General features: G+C 72.1%; 20 protein-coding genes and 1 tRNA gene. 14 read left to right on the plus strand and 7 right to left on the minus strand.

Annotated elements, in window-relative coordinates:
- Positions 1–7: 7 nt before the first annotated feature.
- Positions 8–1,207, minus strand: coding sequence for a sensor histidine kinase (locus Q9250_RS01950; protein ID WP_306232895.1), 1,200 nt, complete (start codon positions 1,205–1,207; stop codon positions 8–10).
- A gap of 496 nt (positions 1,208–1,703) precedes the next feature.
- On the opposite strand from Q9250_RS01950, the gene Q9250_RS01955 reads away from it, so the two are divergent.
- On the plus strand, positions 1,704–2,216 hold the full coding sequence (locus Q9250_RS01955; protein WP_306232896.1) for a hypothetical protein: 513 nt from the start codon (positions 1,704–1,706) through the stop codon (positions 2,214–2,216).
- A 17-nt stretch (positions 2,217–2,233) separates the two neighbouring features.
- Here the strand turns inward: Q9250_RS01955 and Q9250_RS01960 are convergent, their stop codons facing one another.
- The 3 genes from Q9250_RS01960 to putP all read right to left on the minus strand — a co-directional run bounded on the left by Q9250_RS01960 (position 2,234) and on the right by putP (position 9,413).
- A complete protein-coding gene (locus Q9250_RS01960) occupies positions 2,234–3,676 on the minus strand; it encodes a M1 family metallopeptidase (RefSeq protein WP_306232897.1) in 1,443 nt (480 codons plus the stop codon).
- Positions 3,673–7,692, minus strand: a complete 4,020-nt coding sequence (locus Q9250_RS01965) for a Pls/PosA family non-ribosomal peptide synthetase (RefSeq protein WP_306232898.1) — start codon at positions 7,690–7,692, stop codon at positions 3,673–3,675. The genes Q9250_RS01960 and Q9250_RS01965 overlap by 4 nt, the downstream gene beginning before the upstream one ends.
- A gap of 116 nt (positions 7,693–7,808) precedes the next feature.
- Entirely contained in the window at positions 7,809–9,413 is a 1,605-nt protein-coding gene (gene putP / locus Q9250_RS01970) for a sodium/proline symporter PutP (RefSeq protein ID WP_306232899.1), read from the minus strand.
- Between the two features lie 174 nt (positions 9,414–9,587).
- Between putP and Q9250_RS01975 the strand changes: the two genes are divergently transcribed.
- From Q9250_RS01975 to Q9250_RS01990, 4 genes are all read left to right on the plus strand, one after another.
- The gene (locus Q9250_RS01975; RefSeq protein WP_306232900.1) at positions 9,588–10,166 is read left to right on the plus strand and encodes a PadR family transcriptional regulator; all 579 of its coding nucleotides are present in this window, start codon (positions 9,588–9,590) and stop codon (positions 10,164–10,166) included.
- 38 nt (positions 10,167–10,204) lie between these two features.
- On the plus strand, positions 10,205–11,893 hold the full coding sequence (locus Q9250_RS01980) for an ABC1 kinase family protein (protein ID WP_306232901.1): 1,689 nt from the start codon (positions 10,205–10,207) through the stop codon (positions 11,891–11,893).
- Between the two features lie 277 nt (positions 11,894–12,170).
- Complete coding sequence (locus Q9250_RS01985; RefSeq protein WP_306232902.1) at positions 12,171–12,917, plus strand: hypothetical protein; 747 nt, start codon at positions 12,171–12,173, stop codon at positions 12,915–12,917.
- Positions 12,859–15,174 (plus strand): ATP-binding cassette domain-containing protein, encoded by a 2,316-nt coding sequence (locus tag Q9250_RS01990; RefSeq protein ID WP_422665063.1) that lies wholly within the window; start codon positions 12,859–12,861, stop codon positions 15,172–15,174. Before Q9250_RS01985 ends, Q9250_RS01990 begins: the two co-directional genes overlap by 59 nt.
- Before the next feature lie 63 nt (positions 15,175–15,237).
- Here Q9250_RS01990 and Q9250_RS01995 read toward each other — a convergent pair whose 3' ends face one another.
- Entirely contained in the window at positions 15,238–16,122 is an 885-nt protein-coding gene (locus tag Q9250_RS01995; RefSeq protein ID WP_306232904.1) for an alpha/beta fold hydrolase, read from the minus strand.
- Between the two features lie 72 nt (positions 16,123–16,194).
- On the opposite strand from Q9250_RS01995, the gene Q9250_RS02000 reads away from it, so the two are divergent.
- Both Q9250_RS02000 and Q9250_RS02005 read left to right on the plus strand, forming a co-directional pair.
- Complete coding sequence (locus Q9250_RS02000; protein WP_306232905.1) at positions 16,195–16,734, plus strand: TetR/AcrR family transcriptional regulator; 540 nt, start codon at positions 16,195–16,197, stop codon at positions 16,732–16,734.
- A gap of 49 nt (positions 16,735–16,783) precedes the next feature.
- Positions 16,784–17,650, plus strand: a complete 867-nt coding sequence (locus Q9250_RS02005) for an alpha/beta hydrolase (RefSeq protein ID WP_306232906.1) — start codon at positions 16,784–16,786, stop codon at positions 17,648–17,650.
- Between the two features lie 2 nt (positions 17,651–17,652).
- Here Q9250_RS02005 and Q9250_RS02010 read toward each other — a convergent pair whose 3' ends face one another.
- Positions 17,653–18,336 (minus strand): helix-turn-helix transcriptional regulator, encoded by a 684-nt coding sequence (locus Q9250_RS02010; protein ID WP_306232907.1) that lies wholly within the window; start codon positions 18,334–18,336, stop codon positions 17,653–17,655.
- 146 nt (positions 18,337–18,482) lie between these two features.
- Here Q9250_RS02010 and Q9250_RS02015 point away from each other — a divergent pair, with 146 nt between their 5' ends.
- Complete coding sequence (locus tag Q9250_RS02015) at positions 18,483–18,932, plus strand: hypothetical protein (protein ID WP_306232908.1); 450 nt, start codon at positions 18,483–18,485, stop codon at positions 18,930–18,932.
- A gap of 132 nt (positions 18,933–19,064) precedes the next feature.
- Entirely contained in the window at positions 19,065–20,114 is a 1,050-nt protein-coding gene (locus Q9250_RS02020) for a lipoate-protein ligase LplAB (protein WP_306232909.1), read from the plus strand.
- 3 nt (positions 20,115–20,117) lie between these two features.
- Here the strand turns inward: Q9250_RS02020 and Q9250_RS02025 are convergent, their stop codons facing one another.
- Positions 20,118–21,179: a PucR family transcriptional regulator gene (locus tag Q9250_RS02025; protein ID WP_306232910.1), complete on the minus strand. Its 1,062-nt coding sequence runs from the start codon at positions 21,177–21,179 to the stop codon at positions 20,118–20,120.
- A 175-nt stretch (positions 21,180–21,354) separates the two neighbouring features.
- On the opposite strand from Q9250_RS02025, the gene Q9250_RS02030 reads away from it, so the two are divergent.
- The 5 genes from Q9250_RS02030 (at position 21,355) to Q9250_RS02050 (ending at position 25,599) form a co-directional block, all read left to right on the plus strand.
- Positions 21,355–22,686, plus strand: coding sequence for a cytosine permease (locus Q9250_RS02030; RefSeq protein WP_306232911.1), 1,332 nt, complete (start codon positions 21,355–21,357; stop codon positions 22,684–22,686).
- Entirely contained in the window at positions 22,686–24,221 is a 1,536-nt protein-coding gene (locus Q9250_RS02035; protein ID WP_306232912.1) for an amidohydrolase family protein, read from the plus strand. Before Q9250_RS02030 ends, Q9250_RS02035 begins: the two co-directional genes overlap by 1 nt.
- A gap of 90 nt (positions 24,222–24,311) precedes the next feature.
- On the plus strand, positions 24,312–25,115 hold the full coding sequence (locus Q9250_RS02040) for a TerC family protein (protein ID WP_306232913.1): 804 nt from the start codon (positions 24,312–24,314) through the stop codon (positions 25,113–25,115).
- 40 nt (positions 25,116–25,155) lie between these two features.
- Positions 25,156–25,479, plus strand: a complete 324-nt coding sequence (locus Q9250_RS02045) for a GNAT family N-acetyltransferase (protein ID WP_306232914.1) — start codon at positions 25,156–25,158, stop codon at positions 25,477–25,479.
- Positions 25,480–25,528: 49 nt separating this feature from the next.
- Positions 25,529–25,599 (plus strand) — tRNA-Gly (locus Q9250_RS02050).
- The last annotated feature ends 74 nt before the right edge of the window (positions 25,600–25,673 follow it).

The raw sequence follows: 25,673 nt of genomic DNA on the forward strand, positions 1-25,673 counted from the left end.
GGGGTCCTCATCCATCGGATGCCACCGGCAGGCGCGCGGTCACGGCGAAGCCCGGCGTGCCGACAACGCCGTCACCCGGCCCCGCACGCAACTCGCCTCCGCAGACAGCAGCGCGTTCACGCATCCCGATGATCCCGTGCCCGCCGACCGGCGGAGACGCGCTTGGGCCGCCGCCGTCGTCTGCCACACGGATGCGCAGGCTCCCCTCATCGCGCCCCACCTCCACATCGACGCGAGTCGCCCCGACGGCATGGCGCAGCGCGTTCGTGACCGATTCCTGGATGATGCGGAACGCGGCGCGATCCACACCCGGCGGGAGCGTGCCGACATCGCTCGTGCGCAGGTGGACGGGCAGCCCGGCGGCCGTGACGCGCCGTGCCAGGTCGGGCAGCGCCTGCAGGCCGACGCCGCTCGCAGGTTCGTCGTCGGTGGCACGCAGCACACCGACCAGGGCGCCCATCTCGGCGAGGGTCGCGCGTGCGATCTCTTCGATCGCCTCCAGCGGTGCACGGGCGCGAACGGGGTTGCGCTCGAGCAGTTCGAGGGCCGCGCCGGCCTGCAACGCGACGACCGACACGCTGTGCGCCACGGAGTCGTGCAGCTCGCCGGCGATACGCAGGCGCTCGGCCGCCGCGGCTTCCTGCGCCGTGCGTGCGAGTTCGACCTCGCGAACGCGGGCACGCTCCGCGTCGTCGCGCGCCCGGCGGCGCGTGCCGACTGCGAGACCCGCGAGCCAGGTGAGCGCGATGAGCAGCCACCACCAGGTGGCGTCCTCGAGCTGCGCCGCCGTGCGAATGTCGAGCGCACCGTGCAGCGCTGCCGCCGCCGCGAGGCAGCCCAACCCGATCGATGCACGGCGGGGGCGCGCAAACGCCGCGACCGAGTAGGCCAACACGAGCACCGGACCCGCGATCAGCAGGCCGATGGGCGGGTCGCCGCTGATGAACGCCTGCAGCACGACGAGCGCGCAACCCACCACCACCGCCGCGAGGGGTGCCGAGCGGCGCCACGCCGTTGCTGCAGCGAGGCCGCCCAGCAGCACCGCGTTGACCAGCGGCGGCCCCGCGACAGGATCGTCGCCCCAGACCGCCAGCTCGGGCCACCAGACGTCGACCTGCGCGACAACGACGAGCACCGCAGCCAGCAGCACGTCGGCCAGGCTCGCGGGCGACAGGCCCCTCGCGCTGGCTGCGGACTGCTCGCCCATGCGGCCACTGTAGGCCAGACCAGGGCAGGAGCGCGGCCGTCAACCTCTGGGTGGAGGGCGATCGGCGCCAGGGCCGACGACGCCGTCGGTTGGCGCTCCTAGCGTTGCGCACGACCCCCTCCCAGCCGAATGGAGCACCGATGTCCACCACTCTCCGACCCACCGCCCGCATCGGGCGCGATGGGGTGAACCACCGCGCGGCGGCGGTCGCCGGCCTGCTGCCGGCGACCGCGCTGGCGGCTGCGATCCTCACGCTGCCCGTCGACGCCGGAGGCTCCACGCCCGCTGACATCGCGGGGCGCTACGCCGACGGCGCCGACGGCTACCTCTTCGGCACCGTGCTCGAGACCGCCTCCATCGCGCTCTTCCTGGTGCTGGTGGGAGGACTCTGCTCCGCGTTGCTCCGCCGCGCCGTTGAACCCGCANCGGAGGCTCCACGCCCGCTGACATCGCGGGGCGCTACGCCGACGGCGCCGACGGCTACCTCTTCGGCACCGTGCTCGAGACCGCCTCCATCGCGCTCTTCCTGGTGCTGGTGGGAGGACTCTGCTCCGCGTTGCTCCGCCGCGCCGTTGAACCCGCACCCTCGCGACAGGTTCCGGTGCCGGCTGTCGTGCCCGTCGCGGCACTGGGAGCGTCAGTGCTCGCCACCTGCCAGCTGCTCGGCTACGGCCTGATCGCCGTGCTCGCGCTCGGCACCGCGGAGCGCGGAGACGAAGCCGTCGTGATGGCGCTGTACGACGCTTCTGCCATCGCGTTCGTCGCGAGCAACGTCGGCCTTGCGCTCCTGACGGGCGCGACCGGCCTCGGCCTCCTCTTCACGGGCGCTCGCATCGCCGGGATCGGCAGCGTGCTGGTCGCCATTGTGGCCGCTGGGGCATCACTGACCTACGCGGCCGAGGGGGCATTCTCGCCGCACGGGGATCTCGGCTTCACCGCGCTCATCCTGCAGCTGCTGTGGACCGTGGCCGCCGCGATCGCTCTGCTGCGCCGCTCTCGCACCGACTGAGCCGGCCCGGCGCCGCGTCAGCCCTTCCGCTTCGCCTTGCCGTCGCCGGGCAGCGGCGGCAGCGCCGTCTGCACCAGCCACGCGTCGAACAGCGCGTCGAGCGGCTGCTGCCCGATACGCGCGGCGAGCTCGCAGAAGTCGTCGGTCGTGACCGTCGCGAACGCGTGCTTCGCCGTCCACTCGTGCAGCAGCGCCCAGAAGCGCCGCTCGCCGATCGTCAGCCGCAGCGCGTGCACGAGCAGCGCGCCGCGCTTGTAGATGCGGTCGTCGAACATCAGGGCCGCCCCCGGATCGCCCAGCACGATGTCCTGCGGCAGCCCGGCCAGCCGCTTGTGGAACGCGCGCGCCAGCGCGTCGGCGCTCTCGCGCCCGGCCGCCTCCGACCACATCCACTCTGCGTAGCAGGCGAGCCCCTCGTTGAGCCAGATGTGCTGCCACGACTCGACGCCGACGCTGTTGCCGAACCACTGGTGGGCGAGCTCGTGCGCGACCAGCCGCTCCTCGCTGCCGTGCCCGTCGATGAGGTTGGCGCCGAAGACCGCCGCGCCCTGCGACTCGAGCGGAATCTCGAGGTCGTCGGCGGTCACGACCACCGTGTAGTCGGGGAACGGGTAGGGCCCGAACCGCTCCGAGAACAGCGCGACCATCTCGGGCAGCCGGTCGAGATCGGCCTGCACCCGCTGCTCGAGGGCGGGCGGGTAGACGATCGCGACGGGCACGTCGCCGCCCGCGTGGACCCTCCGCACGTAGTGGCCGATCTGCACCGAGATCAGGTAGGTGGCGGCGGGCGTGGCGCACGCGAAGGTGCTGCTCGTGCGCCCCGACCTGGTCTGCTCGTCGACGAGCGCGCCGGTCGCGACGACCCGGTAGATCTGCTCGGTCGTGATGCGGATGCGGTAGGTCGCCTTGTTCGCGGGCCGGTCGTTGCAGGGGAACCACGTGGGGGCGCCGGTCGGCTGCGACGCCACGATCACCCCGTCCTCGAGCTCCTCCCAGCCGACCAGGCCCCACGCCGTGCGGCGGGGCTTGGGCGCCCCGGCGTACACCACCTCGAGGGCGAACGCCGAGCCGGCCGGCAGCGGGGCCGCCGGCTGCACCACCAGCTTGCCGCCGCGCGCGACGTGCGGCACGCGCACGCCGTCGAGCGTCACGCGGCTCGCGCGCAGCCCGACGAGGTCGAGCTCGATCGCGCTGAGGTCGACGTGGGCCCGGCCGGTGATGCGGGCCACGCCGTCGAGCCGGTTGGTGGCCATGCGGTAGTCGACGTCGAGGTCGTAGTGCGTGGCGCTCCAGCGGGCGTCGCCGGCTGCGGGCGTGTAGGGGTCGACGACCTGGCGCGGGGTGCCGCGCGCCGCCCGACTGCCGGGGCTCTGCACCGCGCCGGCGTCCTTCGCGGCGCCGCCGCCCGCGACATCACCGGCCGCCGCCGCGCGCCGCGCCGCCTTGCCGCTCGGGCTCATTCGCCGATCACCGCGTGGTAGTCGGCGAAGGTCACCTCGCGCCACGGCCCGATGGGGTTGCCGCTCCAGCGGCTGCGGTCGGGCACCAGCTCGCCCCGCATGACGAGCGACGCGGGGCCGACGGTCGCGTGCTCGCCGATGCTCGCGGCGGGCAGGATCACGCTCTGCGGCCCGAGGGTCGCGCCGCGCTCGAGGGAGACCACGTCGATCGACATGATGCGGTCGTGGAAGAGGTGGGTCTGCACGACGCAGCCGCGGTTGACGACGGATGCGTCCCCCAGCGTCACGAGGTCGGCCTCCGGCAGCCAGTAGCTCTCGATCCAGACGCCGTGGCCGATCTTCGCGCCCAGGCTGCGCAGCCACCAGACGAGCGCCGGGGTGCCGGCGGCAGACTGGGCGAACCAGGGCGCGGCGACCATCTCGGTGAAGGTGTCGGCCACCTCGCTGCGCCACACGAACGACGACCACAGCGGATGCTCGCCGACGCGGATGCGGCCGATCAGCGCCCACTTCGCGATCGTGCTGACGACGGCGGCGACCGCGCCGGCGGCCAGCATCACGATGCCGCTCAGCAGCACGGCGGCCACGCCGCCCCACGCCTGCACGATCCACAGCAGGGTGAGCAGCACGCCGAGGCCGATCGCGACCGTGACGAAGACCGGCACGATGCGGGTCAGCTCCCACAGCATGCGCGCCGCGCGCAGGTGCAGCGGCGGGCTGTAGGTGCGCGAGTCGTCGACCTCGACCGGCGTGCGGCGCAGCCGCACGGGCGGCGACCCGAGCCACGACGAGCCCTTCTTCGACTTCCGCGGCGCGGCGGAGAGCACGGCGACGAGCGAGTCGTTGGGGATCCGGTGGCCGGCGCCGGCCATGCCCGAGTTGCCGAGGAACGCCCGCTCGCCGATCTCGGCGTGGGCGATGCGCACCCAGCCTCCGCCGAGCTCGTAGCCGGCGACGAGCGTGTCGTCGGCGAGGAACGCGCCGGTGTGCACGGTGGTCATCTTGGGCACCAGCAGCACCGTCGACACCTCGGCGTCACGGCCGACGCGGGCGCCGAGCAGCCGCAGCCAGACGGGCGTGAAGAGGGATGCGTAGATGGGGAAGAGGATCGTGCGCGCGAGATCGAGCACGCGCTCGGTCGCCCACACCCGCCAGCCGTTGGCGCTGTGCACGCCGAACGTGCCCTCGGTCATGCCGATCGCCAGCAGCCGGACGGCGAGGAGGATGAGCCCGGTCAGCACGACGCCGGCCACGAGCGTCGCGGGGACGACGGCCGCGAGCATGCCGAGCGCGACCTCGCCGAGGTCGTCGGCGCTGCGGATGGCTGTGGCCACCACCCAGCCGCCGGCGAGGGATGCGACGAGGGGGATGCTCGAGAGCGCGATCGCGGACAGCCCGTAGACCCAGCTCCATCCGGTGCTGCGGACCGGACGCACCGCATCCCACCATGGCTTCGCGGCGCCGACGCGCCGGGCGGGCGAGCCGGCCCAGCGCTCGCCGGAGCGCACGCGGCCGAAGACGGCGGAGCCCGGCATGACGCGCACGTCCTTGCCGATGCGGGTGCCGGGGGCGAGCGTCGAGCGGGCGCCGACCGAGCTGCGGGCGCCGATGCGGATCGCGCCGATGCGCACGACGTCGCCGTCGATCCAGTAGCCGGTGAGGTCGACCTCGGGCTCGATCGACGCGCCCCTGCCGACCCGCAGCATGCCGGTGACGGGCGGCACCGAGTGGAGGTCGACGTCGTCGGCGATCTGCGCGCCGAGCGCGCGGGCGTAGAGCGTCACCCAGGGGGCGCCGGCGAGGCTGGCAGCGCCGGCCTGCTGCGCGACCTGCTCGGCGAGCCACAGCCGCAGGTGCACGCTGCCGCCGCGCGGGTGGTCGCCGGCGCGCACGCCGCGCAGCAGCAGGCGCGCGGCGACGACGGCGATCGCCATGCGGCCGAACGGGGTCGCGAAGATCGCCAGCCCCGCCACCAGCAGCCACGGGTTCGCGGTCGGCAGCGCCTCGAAGCCGGGCAGCAGCTGCAGCAGGGTGGTGGCGGTGAGCGCGGCGAGCAGCCAGCGCATGCCGCTCAGGATGAACAGCGGCACGCCCAGCAGCGTCTGCACCCACTGCATCTGCCGCGGGGTGCGCACGACCTCGTGCGTCGAGGGCGGCTCGGCGTCGACGCCGCCGGCACGGGCGGCGAGCTCCTCGGCCATGGTCGCGAGCCGCGGGTAGGCGTAGATGTCGGCGACCGTGAACTCGGGGGAGCGGCGGCGGATGCGGGTCACGAGCTGGGCGGCGGCGAGCGAGCCGCCGCCGAGGGCGAAGAAGTCGGCGTCCTCGTCGGTGGCGGGCACGCCGAGCACCGCCTGCCAGTCGGCGGCGAGCAGCGCCAGCTCGGGGTCGTCGTCGGCAGCCTCGAAGCCGGCGTCGGCGAGCGGCCAGGGCAGCGCCTTCTTGTCGACCTTGCCGGAGACACGGGTGGGCAGCTCGGACATGGGCGCCAGCAGCGGCACGATCGCAGCGGGCAGCTCGTCGCGCAGCCGCTCGTTCGCGGCCTGTCGGTCGAAGGCGGCGACGTCGCAGCCCACGTAGCCGACGAGCACCTGGTTGCCGGCCTCGGTGCGCTGCACCACGACCGCGGCGGCGTTGACGCCCGGCAGGCCGTTCAGTGCCGCCTCGATCTCGCCCAGCTCGATGCGGCGGCCGCCGACCTTCACCTGGTCGTCGGCGCGGCCGTTGAAGAACAGCCCGTCGCGGTCGAAGCGCACCAGGTCGCCCGAGCGGTAAGCGCGCTCCCAGCCGAGCGAGGGGAGCGGCGCGTACTTCTCGGCGTCCTTCGCCGGGTCGAGGTAGTGGGCGAGGCCCACGCCGCCGATGATCAGCTCGCCGACGCCGCCCTCCTCGACCGGGTCGCCGGCCTCGTCGACGACGGCGAGATCCCAGCCGTCGAGCGGCAGGCCGATGCGCACCGGCTCGCCGGGCACGAGCAGCGCCGCGCAGGCGACGACGGTGGCCTCGGTGGGACCGTAGGTGTTCCACACCTCGCGGCCGTCGGTCGCCAGCCGCTCGACGAGCTCGGGCGGGCACGCCTCGCCGCCGAAGATCAGCATGCGCACGTTCTCGAGCGACGACGCCGGCCACAGGGCCGCGAGCGTTGGCACGGTCGAGACGATCGTGATGCCGCGCAGCGTCAGCCAGGGCCCGAGATCCATGCCGCTGCGCACGAGCGAGCGGGGCGCCGGCACGAGACAGGCGCCGTGGCCCCACGCGAGCCACATCTCCTCGCACGACGCGTCGAACGCCACCGACAGGCCCGCGAGCACGCGGTCGCCCGGGCCGATCGGCTCCTCCTGCAGGAAGATGCGCGCCTCGGCGTCGACAAAGGCGGCAGCCGAGCGGTGGCTGACGGCGACGCCCTTCGGGGTGCCGGTCGAGCCGGAGGTGAAGATGACCCAGGCGTCGTCGTCGGGCGTGGGCAGCGTGGGGATGGGCAGGCCGGCCGTGCTCGGGTGTGCCGGGGCGCCCTCGAACAGCGCCGTCTGCGCGACGGCGAGCGACGCATCCGCACTGGGGTCTGCGTTGGCATCCGCACCGTGGTCCGCACGAAGATCCGCACTGGCATTCGAACTGGGATCCGACGGCGTGTACTGCCCGTGGCCGGTGATGACGCCGCGCACGCCTGCCTCGCCGAAGACGAGCTGCGCGCGCTCCTCGGGATCGTCGGCGTCGACGGGCACGTAGGCGGCACCGGCGGCCATGATGCCGAGGATCGCGATGTACAGCTCCCGCGTGCCCGACGGCATCCGCACCCCGACTCGGTCGCCGCGGCGCACGCCCTCGGCCGCCAGGCGCGCGGCGGTGCGCACGACCGCGGCCATCAGCTCGCGGTAGCTGAGCGCCCCCTTGGCGTCCTCGATCGCATCGCCGTCGGGGTTCGAGAGCACGCTGTCGCGCAGCACGTCCAGCAGCGTGCGGGGCGGCGGCGCCAGGTGCCCGCGGCTCAGGACCCCTGCTGTCGTCTCGCTCACACACGCCCCCGCACCACGGTGGCGCGCTCGGCGGCGCCACGACCCTTCAGGCTAGCGCGACACCCCGCGTCGGCAGGCGAACGCGGGGTGTCGAGCAGACGTCGATCAGGCGGTCGTCAGGGCAGCTGGTTGCGGTCGGCGGCCGCCGCTGCGCTGACGTGGCCGGGCTCCGAGGTGCCCTGCGAGGCGGCGCCCTGCGAGGCGGTGCCCTGCGAGGCGGCGCCCAGGGTGACGATCTTGCCGGTGCGGGTGAACTCCTCGTCGACCTCCTCGTCGTGCTTGTGGGTCAGCATGCTGACGACCACGGCGACGAGCAGGTTGAGCAGGAAGCCGGGCAGGATCTCGTAGAGCGTGAAGAACGGGATCTGCGTCCACTGCTCGATGGCGTCCCAGAGGAAGACGGTCGCGGCGCCCACGATCATGCCGGCGAGCGCGCCCATCGCGGTCAGGCGGCGCCAGAAGAGGCTCAGCACCACGATCGGGCCGAAGGCGGCGCCGAACCCGGCCCAGGCGAAGCCGACCAGCCCCAGGATCGTGCCGGAGCGGTCGAGCGCCATGATGCCGGCGACCACGGCGACCACCAGCACGCAGACGCGGCCGAGCACCACGAGCACGGTCTGCGACGGCGCCTTGCGGGCGAACGCCTGGTAGAGGTCCTCGACGAGCGCCGACGAGGTGACGATCAGCTGGCTCGAGAGGGTCGACATGATGGCGGCGACGACCGCCGCGAGCACCAGGCCGGCGACGAACGGGTGCAGCAGCGCCTGCGACATCGCCAGCACGACCGTCTCGCTCGAGACCAGCGTGATGCCCTGCTGCTGCACGTAGGCGATGCCGATGAGGCCGGAGAGCACGGCGCCGACGAGGGTGATGATCATCCAGCTCATGCCGATGCGGCGGGCGGTGCGGGCGCTCTCGACCGTCCTCAGCGCCATGAAGCGCACGATGATGTGCGGCTGGCCGACGTAGCCGAGGCCCCACGCGAGCGACGAGACGATGCCGAGGATCACCAGCCCGTCGAGGTCGGCCGGGATGAGGCCGGTGAGCTCGGCGCCGGAGGCGTCGATGCCGTTCTGCACGCCCTCGAGGCCGCCGACGGTGAAGAAGGCGAGCACCGGCACGAGGATGAGCGCGAGCAGCATCATCAGGCCCTGCACGACGTCGGTGAGCGAGGCGCCGAGGAAGCCGCCGAAGAGCGTGTAGAGCAGCGTGACGCCGCCGACGAGCACCATGCCCCAGATGTAGTCGATCTCGAACGACGACTCGAAGAAGAGGCCGCCGGCGACCATGCCGGAGGAGACGTAGAACGTGAAGAACACCAGGATGATGACGGCGGATGCGACCCGCAGCAGGCGGGTGCGGTCACGCAGGCGGTTCTCGAAGAAGCTCGGGATCGTGATGGAGTTCTTCGCCACCTCGGTGTAGGCGCGCAGGCGCGGGGCCACGAGCTTCCAGTTCAGGTAGGCGCCGATCGTGAGGCCGATCGCGATCCACGCCTCGATGAGACCGGCGGCGAAGATGGCGCCGGGAAGGCCCATCAGCAGCCAGCCCGACATGTCGGAGGCGCCGGCAGACAGTGCCGCGGTGAACGGGTTCAGGTCGCGGCCGGCGAGCATGTAGTCCTCGTGGCTCTTGGTCTTGCGGGCGGCGTAGATGCCGATCGCGATCATGGCTGCGAAGTAGATCGCGATCGCCAACAGCTGGAATGCAACGTCTGACACGGGGGAGTCTCCTCGTTCGGGGTCGGCCTACACCCTACGCAGGGGTGGCGCACAGCGACAGCCGCGACCTGTGGCACCGAACCGGTTGGAAGGCATCCGCCCCCTATCGCTCAGCCGCTCGACGATATATCGTCCAGGCATCGGCGATGCACGCCGAGGACGAAGGAGCGCATCATGCATGGATCGTTCGGCGGGCCGGGATTCGGCTCGGGACCGCGAGGCTTCGGCATGGGCCAGCCCGGCGGCATGTGGGAGGCGATGGACCAGTTCCGCGCCGCCTTCGAGAAGCGCGGCGGCTCGCGCATGGGGCGCGGCGACGTGCGCGCGGCAGTGCTCGCGCTGCTGGCCGAGCAGCCGATGCACGGCTACCAGATCATCCAGGAGATCGTCGACCGCAGCGGCGGCGCGTGGAAGCCGAGCGCAGGCTCGGTGTACCCGACGCTGCAGCTGCTGGCCGACGAGGGCCTCATCAGCGCCGAGGAGGCGGGCGGTCGCAAGACCTACTCGCTGACCGAGGCGGGCCGGGCCGTCGCCGACGAGGCGGCCGAGCGACCGGCGCCCTGGATGGCCACGGGCTGGCCGGGCGCGGGGGAGCAGGGCACCGGCCACGGCGCGCTGCCGAAGGCGGGCTTCGACCTCGCTCAGGCCGCGGCGCAGGTGCACCGCACCGGCAGCCCCGAGCAGGTGCAGCAGGCGGTGAGCGTGCTCGACGACGCGCGCCGTAGGCTCTACTCGATCCTCGCTCAGGACTGACCCGCGTGCCAGCCGCACGTCGGGCACAAGGAGAGCCGATGCCCGACGACGGAAGCACGCGCGCCCGCTACCGCCGGATCCTGCGCTTCGCCGCCCGGCAGCTGGTGTCGATGTGGTGGTTCGAGATCCTGCTGCCGCGCATCGGGCTGGCCGGCATCTCGGCGCGCACGCGCGGCGCGCGGCTGCAGCGGCTCGCACGGCGCTTCCACGCCCTCGCCGTCGACCTCGGCGGGCTGATGATCAAGGTCGGGCAGTTCATGTCGTCGCGGCTCGACGTGCTGCCGCCCGAGATCACGAAGGAGCTCGAGGGGCTGCAGGACGAGGCGCCGGCGGTGCCGTTCGCACGGATCGCCGCCGCGATCGAGCGCGAGCTCGGCATGCCGCTCGACCGCGCCTACGCCTGGGTCGACGAGACGCCGGTCGCCGCCGCCTCGCTCGGCCAGGCGCACCGCGTGCGGCTGGTCGCGCTCGACACCCAGCAGACGGGCATCGTCGACGCGATCGTGAAGGTGCAGCGGCCCGGCATCGATCAGATCGTCGCGGTCGACCTGGCGGCGCTGCGGAAGGTGGGCGGCTGGATGAGCCGGGTGCGCCTGGTCTCGAACCGGGTCGACATGCCGGCGCTCGTCGAGGAGTTCGCGATCACGTGCCTCGAGGAGATCGACTACCTGCACGAGGCCGGCAACGCCGAGCGCTTCGCCGCCGACTTCGCCGACAATCCGCGCGTGCAGGTGCCCGACGTCGTCTGGGAGCGCACCACCCGCAAGGTGCTGACGCTCGAGGACGTCACCGCGATCAAGATCAACGACGTCGATGCGCTGCGCGCCGCAGGCATCGACCCGTCGGAGGTCGCGAACGAGTTCGCCAGGGTGATGTTCGATCAGCTCTTCGCCCACGGCTACTTCCACGCCGACCCGCACCCGGGCAACCTGTTCGTCACTCCGGTGGCGGATGCGTCGCAGGGCCTGCGCTGGCGCCTCACGTTCGTCGACTTCGGGATGATGGGCGAGGTGCCCGAGAGCACCCGGCGGGGGCTGCGGACGCTGCTCATCGCGACGGCCGCCCGCGACGGCAAGGGGCTGGTCGACGCCATCCGCGAGGTGGGCGCGCTGCTGCCGTCGGCCGACACGCGCGAGCTCGAGCGGGCGATGACGCACGCGTTCGGGCGCTTCGGCGGCATGGGCTTCGCCGAGCTGCGCGAGGTCGACGAGCGCGAGTTCCGCGACTTCGCGAACGAGTTCGGCGACCTGATGCGCTCGCTGCCCTTCCAGCTGCCCGAGCACTTCCTGCTCGTCATCCGCGCCATGTCGCTCACCTCGGGCATGTGCAGCGGGCTCGATCCGCGCTTCAACGTGTGGGAGGCGGTCGAGCCCTACGCGGGCCGCCTGCTGCGCGACGAGCGGAGCGGCGTGGCGAAGGCCGTCGCCGACGAGGTGGTCGCGAACGCGAAGCTGATCGCCCGGCTGCCGAGGCGGTTGGATGCGCTGGTCACGCAGGCGGAGGAGGGTCGCCTCGCCGTCACCGCGCCCGCGCTCGAGCGCCGCATCGCCCGGCTCGAGCGCACCGGCGCCCGGATCATCTCGGCGATGCTCTTCGCCGGACTGCTCATCGCGGGCGCGCTGGTGCGCGCGGACGACCCGGTGCTGAGCACGGTGCTGATGGTCGCCTCGGCGCTGCCACTGCTGCACTCGGTGCTCGCGGGCGGCAGCAGGCCGAAGCAGCACTGACTGCCGCGCCGCCTGCTGCACCTCGCGACCCTCCGCTCCGTTGGTCGAGTAGCTCGCGCCTCTGGCGCGCGCGCATCGAGACCCTCCCCTCCGTTGGTCGAAAAGCCCGCGTCTCTGCGCGCGCGTGTCGAGACCCTCCCCTCCGCTGGTCGAGTAACTCGCGCCTCCTCCGTTGGTCGAGTAGCTCGCGCCGCTGGCGCGCGCGTATCGAAACCCCTGCCGCACCGGTTCTCCACAGCCCCGAAGCGATGTCAGTGGCCCATGATGCAATGCCTGCATGGACGGTTTCGGGCTCGACGGCGAGGACTACATCGCCGCGATCCGCGCTGGCGCGGTCGATCCGTTCGGGCAGTCGGCGGATGAGCTGGAGGCGTCGCTCGATGACTTCGATGTCGAGCTGACCCGTCGAATCCTGGCGATGACCGACGACGAGGTGGAGGCGGGCGCGCAGCTGCCGCCGCTGCCGTCTGCGCCGCTGTCGGCGCTCGAGGAGCGGCTGCGGCTCGACACCGAGTTCGTCGCGCGCCTGCGGGCGATCGAGACGCAGACCGCGCGGATGGAGGGCGAGCGGCGGGCGCTGCTGGCCGCCCACATGCAGCGGGTCATCGACATGGCGGGCGACGCTGGCCCGAAGGTTAAGGAGCTGGCGATTATGGCCGCGGTCGAGCTGGGATTGACCGGTGGCGGGATTGTGCAGCGGTTGACGGAGGCGTGGACGTTCGTCACAGAGCTGACCGCCGCGCATGAGTCGGCGACGGCTGGCCGCATCACCACCGCCCATCTGCGCATCATCGAGGCGGAGACCCGGCCGCTGCGGCTCGACACCGAGGTCGCGCCGGCAGAGCGCGCCCGCGTCGTCGACGAGCTGGTGGCGGTCGCGGAGTCCACGAGCACGAGCCGGCTGCGGTCGCGGGCGAAGCGGATCGTCAACGACGTGCTCACCGTGCCGCTGCAGATCCGCCACGATGCCCACACGGCCGACGAGCGTTACCAGTATCAACGTGGGTGGCGGCCGCTACCGTGATCGCGTGACTGAGCGGATCAGCGTGCGCGGCGCGCGCGAGAACAACCTGCGGAACGTCGACCTCGACATCCCGAAGCGGCAGCTGACCGTCTTCACCGGCGTCTCGGGCTCGGGCAAGTCGAGCCTGGTGTTCGGCACCATCGCCGCCGAGTCGCGCCGGCTCATCGACGAGACGTACGAGGCGTTCGTGCAGGGCTTCATGCCGCCGGCGCCGCAGCCCGACGCCGACAGCCTCGAGGGGCTGACCGCGGCGATCCTCGTGGGGCAGGACCAGATGGGCGCGAACTCGCGCTCGACGGTCGGCACGGCGACGGATGCGTACACGATGCTGCGGGTCCTGTGGTCGAGGGTGGGCGAGCCGCGCCTCGAGTCGTCGGTGATGTTCTCGTTCAACGACCCGCGGGGCATGTGCCTGGCGTGCGAGGGGCTGGGTCGCGTGTCGACGATCGACGTCGACGTGATCGTCGACCGCTCGAAATCGCTCAACGAGGGAGCGATCGACTTCCCGAACTACACGGTCAACACCTGGTACTGGAAGATCTACGCCGAGTCGGGCCTGCTCGACCCCGACAAGAAGGTCGCCGACTACACGGCCGACGAGCTGCACACCTTCCTCCACGGCGAGGAGCGGAAGGTCAACTTCGCCGGCTTCAACATGACCTACGAGGGGCTCATTCCGAAGCTGCGCAAGTCGGTGTTCGTGAAGGATGTCGACGCGATGAAGCCGACCCTGCGCGCCGTGGTCGAGCGCGCCGCCACCTTCGAGGCGTGCCCCGAGTGCGGCGGCTCGCGCCTGAACGCCGCCGCCCGCGAGGTGCAGGTGCAGGGGCGCACCATCGCCGAGGCGACCGCGATGCAGCTGACCGACCTGGCGGCGTTCGTCGCCGCGATCCCGCCCGACGCCGGCGGCGCTGCAACGGCGCCGCTGCGCGCGAAGCTCGTCGACCTGCTCGAGACCTTCGACGCGATCGGGCTCGGCTACCTCTCGCTCGACCGGCCGGCCGGGTCGCTCTCGGGCGGCGAGTCGCAGCGCACCAAGATGGTGCGCCACATGGGCTCCGCGCTCACCGACGTCACCTACGTCTTCGACGAGCCGACCGCCGGCCTGCACCCGCACGACGTCGAGCGCATGAACGGGCTGCTGTCGCGGCTGCGCGACAAGGGCAACACGGTGCTCGTCGTCGAGCACAAGCCCGAGGTGATGGCCATCGCCGATCACGTCGTCGACATGGGCCCGGGCGCCGGCGTCCACGGCGGCACGGTCGTGTTCGAGGGCAGCTTCCGCGACCTGCGGGTCTCCGGCACCCGCACGGGCGACCACCTCGAGCACCGCCAGCAGATCAAGGAGAGCGTGCGCGAGCCGCGCGGCCGGCTCGAGATCCGGGGCGCGAGCACGCACAACCTCAAGGGCGTCGATGCGGATGTGCCCACGGGCGTGCTCGTGGCCGTCACGGGAGTCGCGGGGTCGGGCAAGTCGTCGCTGATCCACGGCTCGCTGCCGCGCGAGAGCGTGACCTTCGTCGACCAGAGCCAGATCAAGGGCTCGCGGCGATCGAACCCGGCCACCTACACGGGCATCCTCGAACCCATCCGCAAGGCCTTCGCCACCGCCAACAAGGTGAAGCCGGCGCTCTTCTCGGCGAACTCCGAGGGCGCCTGCCCAGAGTGCAAGGGGCTCGGCGTCATCTATTCCGATCTCGCGTTCATGGCGGGCGTGACGACGCCGTGCGAGCTGTGCGGCGGGCGCCGCTTCACCGCCGAGGTGCTGGAGTACCAGCTGCGCGGCAAGTCGATCGGCGACGTGCTCGACATGTCGGTCGAGGAGGCCGCGGCGTTCTTCACCGAGAAGCAGGTCGTGCCGATGCTGGGCCGGCTCGTCGATGTCGGGCTCGGCTACATCCGCCTCGGGCAGACGCTCACGACGCTCTCGGGCGGCGAGCGGCAGCGGCTGAAGCTGGCGATCGAGATGGGCACGACGGCCGACGTGATCGTGCTCGACGAGCCGACCACGGGGCTGCACATGGCCGATGTCGACAACCTCGTCGGGCTGCTCGACCGCATCGTCGACGCCGGCCGCACGGTGATCGTGATCGAGCACAACCTCGACGTGGTGTCGCGCGCCGACTGGCTCATCGACCTCGGCCCCGGCGCCGGCGCGCAGGGCGGCACGATCGTCTTCGAGGGCACTCCGGCGGCGCTCGCGGCTGATCCGGGCGACTCGCTCACCGGCCGTCACCTGGCGAAGCGGCTGGGCTGACGCGAGCTCGGGGCACGCAGCGCCGGTCGGCGGCTCGGCGTCGGCGCAGCGCACGGCACCCGCTCAGCGCACGGCGGTGAGCTCCCGCACGGCCGCGGCCACCGCGTCGGGCCGGTCGCCGGCGATGTAGTGCCCAGCCCCGGCGGCGGTCGAGATGCGCAGGTCGTCGGCGGTGCCCCGCCACCGGCCGAGCGTCTGCTCGGTGACGACCGGATCCTTGCCGGCGAGCACGGCGCGGGTCGGCACCGACAGGTGCCGGCCGTCGTACTCGCCGCGGCTGAGCCGTGCCATCGCCGGCAGGATCAGCCGGCGGTAGATGCCCGACAGCCCGCGCGCGTGCTGGGGCTCGCGCCAGACCGCGAGGTAGGCCTGCCGCTCCGCCTCGTCGAATGTGGGCTCCGGCCAATCGAGCATGTACCGCACGGTGCCCTGCCGGCCGGAACGGGCCGCCAGGGGTCCGAGGCCGGGGACCGCGAGCACCGGCTGGAACCACAGCTTCGGCACCATGGGCAGCATCGCGAGCGTGGGTCGGAGCCACGGGTGGCCGGCGCCGAGCGCGACGAGGCCCGCGATCCGCTCAGCGTGGTCGAACGCGATCCGCCAGCCGATGATCGCGCTGTAGTCGTGGGTCACGAGCACCGGTCGATCGAGCCCCATGGCGTCGAGCAGGCCGAGCACGTCGTGCACCTGCGTGTCGAGGTCGAAGCCGGAGCCGGGCCCGTCCGTCCAGCCCGCGCCGCGCAGGTCGGGCATGAGCAGGCGGTGGTCGACGCTGAGCGCCGGCACCACCCGCTGCCACTCGTACCAGTGCTGCGGGGAGCCGTGCAGCAGCACGACGGGCGTGCCGGCGCCCGCCTCGGCGACGTGCATGTCGAGATCGCCGACGGCGATCCGGTGGTGTGTCACGCCTGCCACCTGCGGCATGGGCGCGGAGCTCGTGAGCTTCATGGCGAAACGCTACTACGATCGTAGTGATCCGTCCACGGGTGCAACGCACCCCGACCCGCAGGGGGCTGCACGATGACCAGCGCGCGCGACCGCATCGCGGCAGCGGCCCTCGAACTGCTCGGCACGGAGGGCGCCCGCGCGCTCACGCATCGCCGGGTCGACGAGCGCGCGGGGCTGGCCGAGGGCTCGACCTCCAATCACTTCCGCACGCGGGCGGCGCTGCTGGCGGGCGCTGCCGACGCCATCGTCGCCGCCGAGCTGCCGCAGGTGCGCTCGCTGAGCGCCGCGACGCCCTCGGAGCTCGTCGATGTGCTCGCCGGTCTCGTCGAGGCCGTCACGGGCCCCGCGCGCACGATCACCACCGCTCGGCACGTGCTCTTGCTCGAGGCGGCCCACGACCCGGCGCTCCGCGCGCAGCTGAGCGCCTCGCGCGCCGGCTACGTGGCCGCGACGGTCGCCGCGCTCGAGGCGCTGGGCGCGCCGGAGCCCGAGCCCGCCGCGGCGGCGCTCATGGCGGTGTGCGAGGGACTGATCCTCCATCGCATCGCCCGTCACGACGCATCCGACCCCCGCCCGCCCATCGCGGTCGCCGTGCGGGGCGCGCTCGGCTGACGCGAGCGCGGATGCGACCGCCCGGCGCGCGCGCCCGTAGAATCCGCCTGTGCCCCAGTTCACCGCCATTCGCGAGGAGTCGACCTTCGTCGACCTCCAGGGCGTCACCGTGCATCTCTACCGGTGGAAGCCCGGCAAGCCCAAGGCCGTCGTGCTCATCGCGCACGGACTCGGCGAGCACGCGCTGCGGTACGAGCACGTCGCGCAGCGGCTGGTGCAGGCCGGCTACGCCGTCTGGGCGATCGATCAGCGCGGCCACGGCGCGACCGGCGTCGAGCAGCACGGCGGCGACGTCTCGCAGCTCGGCAGGCTGGGGCCCGGCGGCATGCGCGCGGTCGTGGGCGACCTCGTGAACGCGCTGAAGCGCATCCGCGCCGATCACCCCGGGCTGCCCGTCGGCATCATCGGCCACTCGTGGGGATCGCTGTCGACGCAGATCCTCCTCAACGAGCGCAGCGAGCTGGTCGACGCGGCCGTGCTGAGCGGCACCGCCTATCGCATGCCCGGATTCATGAATCCCGGCGACCTGAACGCGCGCCACGCGCATTTGGGCGACACCGGCTACGAGTGGCTCTCACGCGACCCGGCCGTGATCGAGGCGTTCGTCGAGGATCCGCTGACGTTCCCCGCCAGGGTGCTGCCGCTGTTCGGGGTCGCCGACGGGCTGCGGCTCTACGGCGTGCCGGCGCGCATCCAGCCGCCGATCCCCATCCTCCTCGCGGGCGGGTCCGACGACTCGATGGGCGGTCCGAAGTCGCTGCGCCGGCTCGCCGACGCCTACCGCCGCAAGGGTCTCACCGACGTCACCGTCACCGTCTACCCGGGCGCGCGCCACGAGATCTACAACGAGATCAACCGGGCCAAGGTGCTCGACGACCTGGTCGCCTGGTTCGACGAGCGGCTCGTCGCCGCCTGAGCTCAGGGGGCGGATGCGTCGGGTTCGATGACGACGCAGCACCGTCCGGGTGCCGGGTCGAGTCGCGCGCGCAGCCGACCGGGCGCGACGACGTCCGTCACGCCCGTCAGCAGGGCCTCGTTCATGCCGCACACGAGGCGGGTGTGGCTGCGCGACAGCTGGTGGAACGGGCAGTTCGCCAGTTCGATGCCGCGCTCGGTGCGGTGCGGCTCGTAGCCGTGCTCGGCGAGCACGGCTGCCGCGGCTGCGAGGGGGTCGTCGGCGGCGTCCGCGGCGGCGCCGAGCTCGCGGCCCCGGCCGGCGGCGACGCGGGCGACCGCATCCGCCACGGGCTCGCCTGTTGCAGCCGCCGTGTCGATTGCGGTCGCCAGCAGCGAGCCCGCCAGGTCGTACTCGCGGGGCGGCAGGGCGACGGCGATCTCGCGGTCGGCGCGGCGGTAGCGCTTCGCGGGGCGGCCGGCGCCGGGGCCCGAGCGGCCGTCGGGCCGCGCGTAGTCGGTCTCGAGCAGCCCCGCCTGCTCGAGCCGCTCGAGGTGGAAGCGCGCGCGGTGCACCGGCATGCCGAGGGCCTCGGCCGCCTGCTCGCGCCCGACGGGCTCGCGCTGCGCGACGACGTAGCGGTAGAGCTGGCGCCGGGCCTCGTCGGCGATCGCGCCGATCGCTGTCGCGTCGTCGTCGCTGGGCATCGGTGCCTCCGGATCTCTTTCGGTCGAGGATCTTGACGCTAGAGTACGCCCGGTCTATCGTGCAGCCAAGTACCCGATAGAAGATGACTCGATCGCGGTCGACACGGACGCCGACCGCTCGGATCCTGAGAGAGAGGAGCGGTGCCATGGCCACGACGCAGTCGCCCACCACCGCGCGCAGCACCCGCGGCACCGGCGGTGCCCGCAGCACCCGCAGCCCGTCGGCTTGGGCCTTCGTGCTGCTCCGTTCGGCGTTCACGGTCGCGCCCATCGTGTTCGGGCTCGACAAGTTCACCAACCTGCTCACCGACTGGACGCAGTACCTCGCGCCCTGGATCGACTTCCTGGTGCCCGGCGATGCCCAGTTCGCCATGTGGGGCATCGGCATCGTCGAGATCCTCGCCGGCCTGCTCGTCGCCATCCGGCCGCGATGGGGCGGCTGGCTCGTGGCGGCCTGGCTCTTCGGCATCATCGTCAACCTGCTGACGCTGCCGGGCTACTTCGACGTGGCCCTGCGCGACGTCGGCCTGCTCGCCGGTGCGGTGGCGCTCGCCCTGCTCGCCCGCGAGCACGACGGGCTCGTGCGCCGCGCCTGACACGCGGACCCCTTCCGCCGAATCCGACCTGGTGCACCGGGTCGCCGTCGGTGGAAGGGGGTCCGCGCTGCGGCAACGGGTCCGGCTGGCGCGAACCGGTCCCGCCCGCGTCCGCGGCCGTAGGCTGGAGCCATGCACGGCGAGTACAAGGTCCCCGGCGGGAAGCTCGTGGTCGTCGACCTCGACGAGCGCGACGGCCGCATCGACGGCTTCCGCCTGGCGGGCGACTTCTTCCTCGAGCCCGACGAGGCGCTGGGCGCGATCGACGCGGCTGTGAACGGTCTGCCGGTCACCGCATCCGCCGTCGAGATCGGGCAGGCGATCAAGGCGGGCCTCCCCGCCGATGCGGTGCTGCTGGGGTTCACGCCCGAGTCGGTGGGCGTCGCGATCCGCCGGGCGCTGCAGCACGCGAGCTCGTTCAGCGACTACGCCTGGACGATCATCGACGACCAGCCGAGGCTGCCGCTGCTGCACGTCGCGCTCGACGAGGTGCTCACCGAGGAGGTGGCCGCCGGCCGCCGCGGCCCCACCCTGCGCTTCTGGAACCTCTCGGGCCCGGCCGTCTACCTCGGCTCCTTCCAGTCGTTCAAGAACGAGGTCGAGCCCGACGCGGCCGAGCGCCACGGCATCCCGGTGATCCGCCGCATCACCGGCGGCGGAGCGATGTTCTCCGAGCCCGACAACGCGATCACCTACTCGCTCTACGTGCCGGGCGACCTGGTGTCGGGCATGAGCTTCCAGGACTCCTACGCGTTCCTGGATGCGTGGGTCATCGAGGCGCTCAAGGGGCTCGGCATCGACGCGTTCTACGCGCCGCTCAACGACATCACCTCGGCCAAGGGCAAGATCGGCGGCGCGGCGCAGAAGCGGCTCGCGTCGGGCGCGGTGCTGCACCACGCGACCATGTCCTACGACATCGACGCCGACAAGATGACCGAGGTGCTGCGCATCGGCAAGGAGAAGCTGAGCGACAAGGGCACCACGAGCGCGAAGAAGCGCGTCGATCCGCTGAAGTCGCAGACCGGCATGCCGAAGGCCGACGTGCAGGAGGCGCTGAAGGGCACCTTCCGCAAGCTCTACGGCGGCACCGACGGCGCGCTCACCGACGCCGAGATCGCGACCGCGACCGAGCGCATCCGCACCAAGTTCGACACGCAGGAGTGGCTGCACCGAGTGCCGTGATGCTCACCGCCTGCTCGCGAGCGCGATCGCGAGCGCGATGCGATCGGCGGCGACGAACGCGTCGAGCCCGGCCACGGCCTGCACCCGCGCGAGCCGCTTGCGCACGGTGTTCGCGTGCACGAACAGCGCGGCCGCGGTCGCCTGCACCGATGCGTCATGGGCGACGAACGCCTCGATCGTCTCGATCAGCCGCGCGTGGTGCCGCTGGTCGTAGGCCGCGAGCGGCGCCAGCACGTGCGAGCGGAAGGGAGCGAGCTGCTCGTCGGTGAGGCGCTGCAGCAGCCCCTCCCATGATGCGAGCTCGCGCGGGCCGGTCACCGCGCCGCTGCGGAGGCCGAGCCGGTGCGCCACGATCGCCTCACGGATCGCTCCGACGAGGCCGCGCACATCGGCCGGTCCGCTCCACCCCGCTGCGCCGCCGGCCGATGCGAGCGCCTGCTCGAGGTCGTAGGGCCGCAGGATCGCGATGGTGAGATCCCCGACCGTGCCGACGAGCGTCGCGCCGCGTTCGGGCACGACCTCGGCGCGGCTCGCGGTGACCGACCACTCCTCGCCGCCCACGGCCTCCAGCAGCGGCAGGAGCACCGCGGCGCTCGCGAGCCCGCGGCGGACTGCGTCGATGAGCGCGCCGACCGAGTGCCGCTCACTCACCATGGCGTCGAAGCGCGCTCTCTCGGCGGCGATCCGCTCGGTGATCGCGACGAACGCGACCGAGGGCGGCACGACGAGCACCGCCAGGCCAGCGCGGTTCGCCGCCGCGACCAGCGCATCGGGCACGGCGTCTGCCCCCGCGCCGATCGCGAAGCCCACCGCCGCCGGACCGGTTGGCGCGATCGCGGCGACGAAGGCCGTGCAGTCGCGGGGGGTGCGCAGCGACATCCCGGTCGTCAGCACGAGCTCGCCGCCCTGCAGGTAGGGGCTCGGATCGAGCAGCTCGGTCGTGATCGCCCAGCGGATGCCGCGGTCGAGCCCCACCCGGCTGCCGACGAGCCGCAGGTCGATGCCGTCCCAGGCGAGCGCGTCCGCGACCGCGATGCGAGCGGATGCGGTGGCCGGGGCGTCCATGTCGGCGACGCTATTGCTCCACCGTGTCACGGACGTTTCCGGGCCGTTGCAGCTCGGTGGAGCCGCCTCCACCCCGTCGTGCCGGACGGCGTCCGGTGCACCACACTTCGCGCCGCCGAAACACGATCGTGACGCGAGGGCGGTGCGATGGGGGCACTCCCGGAAGGAGCACCCCATGACCACCACCGCCAGCAGGCCCGAGGCGATCGTCCCCGAGCCGAACGATGCGCAGCCCGTGCGCATCGACACCGACTACCCGTTGACGCGCGTGCCGCTCTCCGCCCGCCAGGGCTGGTTCGGCGTGCTCGTCGTCGTCGCAGGCTTCCTCTTCTTCACGCCCACCATGGTCACCGGCGGCGCCGTCGCCGGTGCCTTCGGCTTCGCCGGCTTCGTCGGCATCGCGATCGTCGCCTCGATCGTGCTCGCGCTCTACGTCGCCACGCTCGGCGCCGTGAGCGCCCGCACGGGCCTGTCGACCGTGCTGCTCGCCCGCCTCGTCCTGGGCCGCATCGGCGGCAAGTGGGCGTCGATCGTGCTCGGCGGCACGCAGATCGGCTGGTACGGCATCACGGTCGGCATCTTCGCGAACCTGCTCGCGACCGCGCTCGGCTGGGACGTCACGTGGCCGCTGGCCGTCTTAGGCGGCCTGCTGATGGCGACGACTGCCTACTGGGGCTTCAAGGGCATCGAGATCCTCTCGTGGGTGTCGGTGCCGCTCATGCTCGGACTCTGCTTCTGGGTGATGGGGCTCTCGGTCGGTGAGGTCGGCGGCTGGGCCAACCTGTGGGCCACCGAGGGCGATGCCTCCATCGCACCCGGGATGGCGCTCACCATGATGATCGGCACCTTCATCTCCGGTGGCACGCAGATCGGCAACTGGACTCGCTTCTCGAAGAAGGCGGGAACCGCGTTCCTCACGTGCCTCGGCGTCGTCGTGCTGATCGAGTTCGGCCTGCTGTTCTTCGGCGGGATCGGCGCGATCGCGTTCGCCGAGCCCGACTTCACCAACCTGCTGCTCGGTCTCGGGCTGGCACTGCTCGCGGTCTTCATGCTGGTCTTCAACCTCTGGACGACGAACGACAACGCGGCCTACGCCTTCGGCGTCGCGGGTGCCGAGCTCTTCGGTGTCGCGAACAAGCGCCCCTTCATCATCGGCGGCGTCGTGATCGGCATCGCCCTCGCGGTCACGAACGCTGCGGATGCGATGACCGGCTTCCTCGTGCTGCTCGGCACCGTGATCCCGCCGCTCGGCGGCGCGGTGATCGGCACGTTCCTGTTCACGTGGCGGCTGCGGGATCCCGGCACCCACCTCGGCACGGTGCCCGCGTTCCAGTGGCCCGGCATCGCCGCCTACTTCGCCGGCACCGCCGCGGCGTTCTTCGGATCGCTCACCGGCATCGGCAGCCCCGCGCTGCAGGGCATCATCGTGGCCATCCTCGCGGTGCCCGTCGCCAACGCCATCGCCCGCGCCGTCCGCAAGCCCGTCGCGACCGAAACGGCCGCCTGATGGGCACGCTCATCCGCGGCGGCGACGTCATCACGATGGATGCGTCGACCGGGTCGCGCGCGGTGCGCCGCGACATCCGGATCGCCGACGGCACGATCGTCGCGATCGCGCCCGCCCTCGAGGCGCAGCCGGGGGACGAGGTGATGGATGCGTCGGCGCTGCTGATCACGCCCGGCTTCGTGAATGCGCACACCCACTCGTGGGAGTACCTCTACAAGGGCCGCTACGACAACCTGCCGCTCGAGCTGTGGATGCTGCTGTCGTACCCGATCCTCGGCGGCTCGCCGCTCACCCCCGACGTCATCCGGCTGCGCACCCTGATGTTCGCGATGGAGTCGATGAAGAACGGCGTGACGACGCTCGTCGACGATGTGCTCGAGACGCCGGGCCAGGATGCGGCGCAGCTGGCGGCGGTCGTCGACGCGTACGAGGCGATCGGCATCCGCGCCAACGTCTCGGGCCACATCATCAACCGTCCGTTCGTCGACACGCTGCCGTTCGTCGTCGACTGGCTGCCGGACGACGTCGTGCGGCAGGTGCGGGCCCAGCAGGTGCTCACGGCGTCCGAGTACCTCGACTTCTCGCGGCAGGCGTTCGCGGCGCACCACGGCCGGGCCGACGGCCGGCTGCGCTACATGGTGGCGCCCTCTGGTCCGCAGCGCTGCACCGACGACCTGCTCGTGGGTGCCAACGCCCTCGCCCAGGAGTTCGACGCCGAGATGCACATCCATGTGCTCGAGACGAAGACGCAGGCGGTCACGGGCCCGGAGCTCTACGGCCGCTCGCTCGTGCAGCACCTCGACGAGATCGGCGCGCTGTCGCGCAGCACCACGTTCGCGCACGGCATCTGGGTGGATGACGACGACATCGCGCGCATCGCGGCGAAGCAGGTCTCGGTGTCGCACAACGCGATCTCAAACCTCAAGCTGGGGTCGGGCATCCTGCCGTGGCGCGACTACCACCGCCACGGGGTCAACCTCGGACTGGGCACGGACGGCTGCTCGTCGAGCGACACCCCGCGGCTCATGGAGGTCATGAAGATGGCCGCGCTGCTGCACAAGGTGACGGAGCCCGACTTCGACGCCTGGCCGACGGTCGACGAGGTGCTCACGGCGGCGACGATCGGCGGCGCCCGCTCGGCCGTGCTCGACCACGCGGTCGGCTCGCTAGAAGTCGGCAAGCGAGCCGACCTCACGATGTTCGACACGAGCACGCTCGCGTTCCTGCCCCGCAACACGCTCGAGAACCACCTCGTCTACAGCGAGAACGGGTCCTCGATCGTGCGGGTCATGGTCGATGGCGTCGTCACCGTCGAGCACGGTCGCCTGACCCTCATCGACGAGGATGCGGTGATCGCCGAGTTCCTCGCGGTCGCCGGCCGCATCCGGGAGGAGCAGGACCGGCTTGACCAGATCAACCGCGTCTTCGTGCCCGCGTTCGCCCGGATGCACGCCGAGACGGCGCGGCGCGACGTCGGGGTGAACCGCTGGACCGGAGACGAGCGCTCCTGGCTGGCTGGGGCACTCGCCCGCTGACGCAGCGGCGATGCGCGGCGGCCGTGCGGTCGCCGCGCAGCGCGGCTTCCAGGTGCTGGCCACCGCAGTTGTCTAGGCTTGGACGCAACCATGGACTTCTCTTTCGAATTCACGCCCGATCTCATCGCGATCTTCCTCACGCTCTTCGTGCTCGAGATCGTGCTGGGCGTCGACAACGTCATCTTCATCTCGATCCTCGCCGCGAAGCTGCCGCCCGAGCAGCAGGCGAAGGCCCGCAACCTCGGCCTCACGCTCGCGATGGTGATGCGCATCGGCCTGGTGCTGCTCGCCGGCTGGATCATCACGCTCAACAACGACCTCTTCACCGTCTTCGGGATGGGGTTCTCGGGCCGTGAGCTGATCCTCATCGGCGGCGGCGGCTTCCTCATCTACAAGGCCGTGCATGAGATCCACCTGAAGCTCGAGGGCGAGGAGGAGCATGCCTCCAGCGCGGTGAAGGCGACGTTCGGCGCCGTCCTCACGCAGATCCTGCTCATGGACCTGGTGTTCTCGCTCGACTCGGTCATCACCGCCGTCGGCATGACGAGCAACATGCTCGTGATCATCGCCGCGGTCGTGCTGTCGTTCGGACTCCTGCTGTTCGCGGCGAAGTACATCTTCGCGTTCGTGAACCGCCACCCGACGGTGAAGATGCTGGCACTGTCGTTCCTGCTGCTGATCGGCGCGTTCCTGATCGCCGAGGGCTTCGGCTTCCACATCGAGAAGGCCTTCATCTACGGACCGATGGTGTTCGCGGTGCTCGTCGAGGTGCTGAACCTCGCCTACGCGCGCAACAAGGCGAAGCGCCGCGGCAAGGAGGTCGAGCCGGTGCACCTGCACGACACCCTGACGCCGGCCGACGCCGACCCGGCTGCGGCGACCGAAGCGCGCTGAACCCTTGTCGCCTCCGGCCCTTCGGGGTTGGATGGGTCGCATGACCGAGCAGGCACAGCACGACGAGCAGATGGTCGTCGTGGGCGACGACACCGACCGCAGCCGCTACGAGGCGCACATCGACGGCCGGCTGGCCGGGGTGCTCTCGTATGCAGACGATGAGGATGGCAATCGCGTGCTGCAGCACACCGTGGTCGGGGAGGAGTTCGGCGGCCACGGCGTGGGCAGCCGGCTCGCGGGGTTCGCGATGCAGGACGCGCGGCAGGCGGAGCGCAAGATCGTGCCGCAGTGCACGTTCGTGCAGGGCTGGCTGCAGAAGCACACCGAGCACCAGGGGCTCGTCGCGCACCCCTACCGCGGCTGACACCCGGTCGCCGTCGCGTACACTGGTCGGCAGCCGGTCAGCCGGCTGCGCGGATGTAGTTCAATGGCAGAACTTCAGCTTCCCAAGCTGATAGCGCGGGTTCGATTCCCGTCATCCGCTCGTCGAGGCCCGGTCCATGACCGGGCCTCTCCTCGCTCCTGACGGGAATCGAACGGCCGCGGGGGGGGGGGGCG

Source organism: Agrococcus beijingensis (assembly GCF_030758955.1).
Lineage (GTDB): Bacteria > Actinomycetota > Actinomycetes > Actinomycetales > Microbacteriaceae > Agrococcus > Agrococcus beijingensis.

Bases quoted from the DNA above. Each gene is read 5' to 3' on its own strand.
- Q9250_RS01960 (WP_306232897.1), bottom strand. From the start codon at position 3,676: ATGAGCCCGAGCGGCAAGGCGGCGCGGCGCGCGGCGGCGGCCGGTGAT.
- Q9250_RS02040 (WP_306232913.1), top strand. From the start codon at position 24,312: ATGGACTTCTCTTTCGAATTCACGCCCGATCTCATCGCGATCTTCCTC.
- Q9250_RS02020 (WP_306232909.1), top strand. From the start codon at position 19,065: ATGCACGGCGAGTACAAGGTCCCCGGCGGGAAGCTCGTGGTCGTCGAC.
- Q9250_RS02025 (WP_306232910.1), bottom strand. From the start codon at position 21,179: ATGGACGCCCCGGCCACCGCATCCGCTCGCATCGCGGTCGCGGACGCG.
- Q9250_RS01985 (WP_306232902.1), top strand. From the start codon at position 12,171: ATGGACGGTTTCGGGCTCGACGGCGAGGACTACATCGCCGCGATCCGC.
- Q9250_RS02010 (WP_306232907.1), bottom strand. From the start codon at position 18,336: ATGCCCAGCGACGACGACGCGACAGCGATCGGCGCGATCGCCGACGAG.
- Q9250_RS02015 (WP_306232908.1), top strand. From the start codon at position 18,483: ATGGCCACGACGCAGTCGCCCACCACCGCGCGCAGCACCCGCGGCACC.
- Q9250_RS02030 (WP_306232911.1), top strand. From the start codon at position 21,355: ATGACCACCACCGCCAGCAGGCCCGAGGCGATCGTCCCCGAGCCGAAC.
- Q9250_RS02035 (WP_306232912.1), top strand. From the start codon at position 22,686: ATGGGCACGCTCATCCGCGGCGGCGACGTCATCACGATGGATGCGTCG.
- Q9250_RS02000 (WP_306232905.1), top strand. From the start codon at position 16,195: ATGACCAGCGCGCGCGACCGCATCGCGGCAGCGGCCCTCGAACTGCTC.
- Q9250_RS01975 (WP_306232900.1), top strand. From the start codon at position 9,588: ATGCATGGATCGTTCGGCGGGCCGGGATTCGGCTCGGGACCGCGAGGC.
- Q9250_RS02045 (WP_306232914.1), top strand. From the start codon at position 25,156: ATGACCGAGCAGGCACAGCACGACGAGCAGATGGTCGTCGTGGGCGAC.
- Q9250_RS01950 (WP_306232895.1), bottom strand. From the start codon at position 1,207: ATGGGCGAGCAGTCCGCAGCCAGCGCGAGGGGCCTGTCGCCCGCGAGC.
- Q9250_RS01990 (WP_422665063.1), top strand. From the start codon at position 12,859: ATGCCCACACGGCCGACGAGCGTTACCAGTATCAACGTGGGTGGCGGC.
- Q9250_RS01995 (WP_306232904.1), bottom strand. From the start codon at position 16,122: ATGAAGCTCACGAGCTCCGCGCCCATGCCGCAGGTGGCAGGCGTGACA.
- Q9250_RS01980 (WP_306232901.1), top strand. From the start codon at position 10,205: ATGCCCGACGACGGAAGCACGCGCGCCCGCTACCGCCGGATCCTGCGC.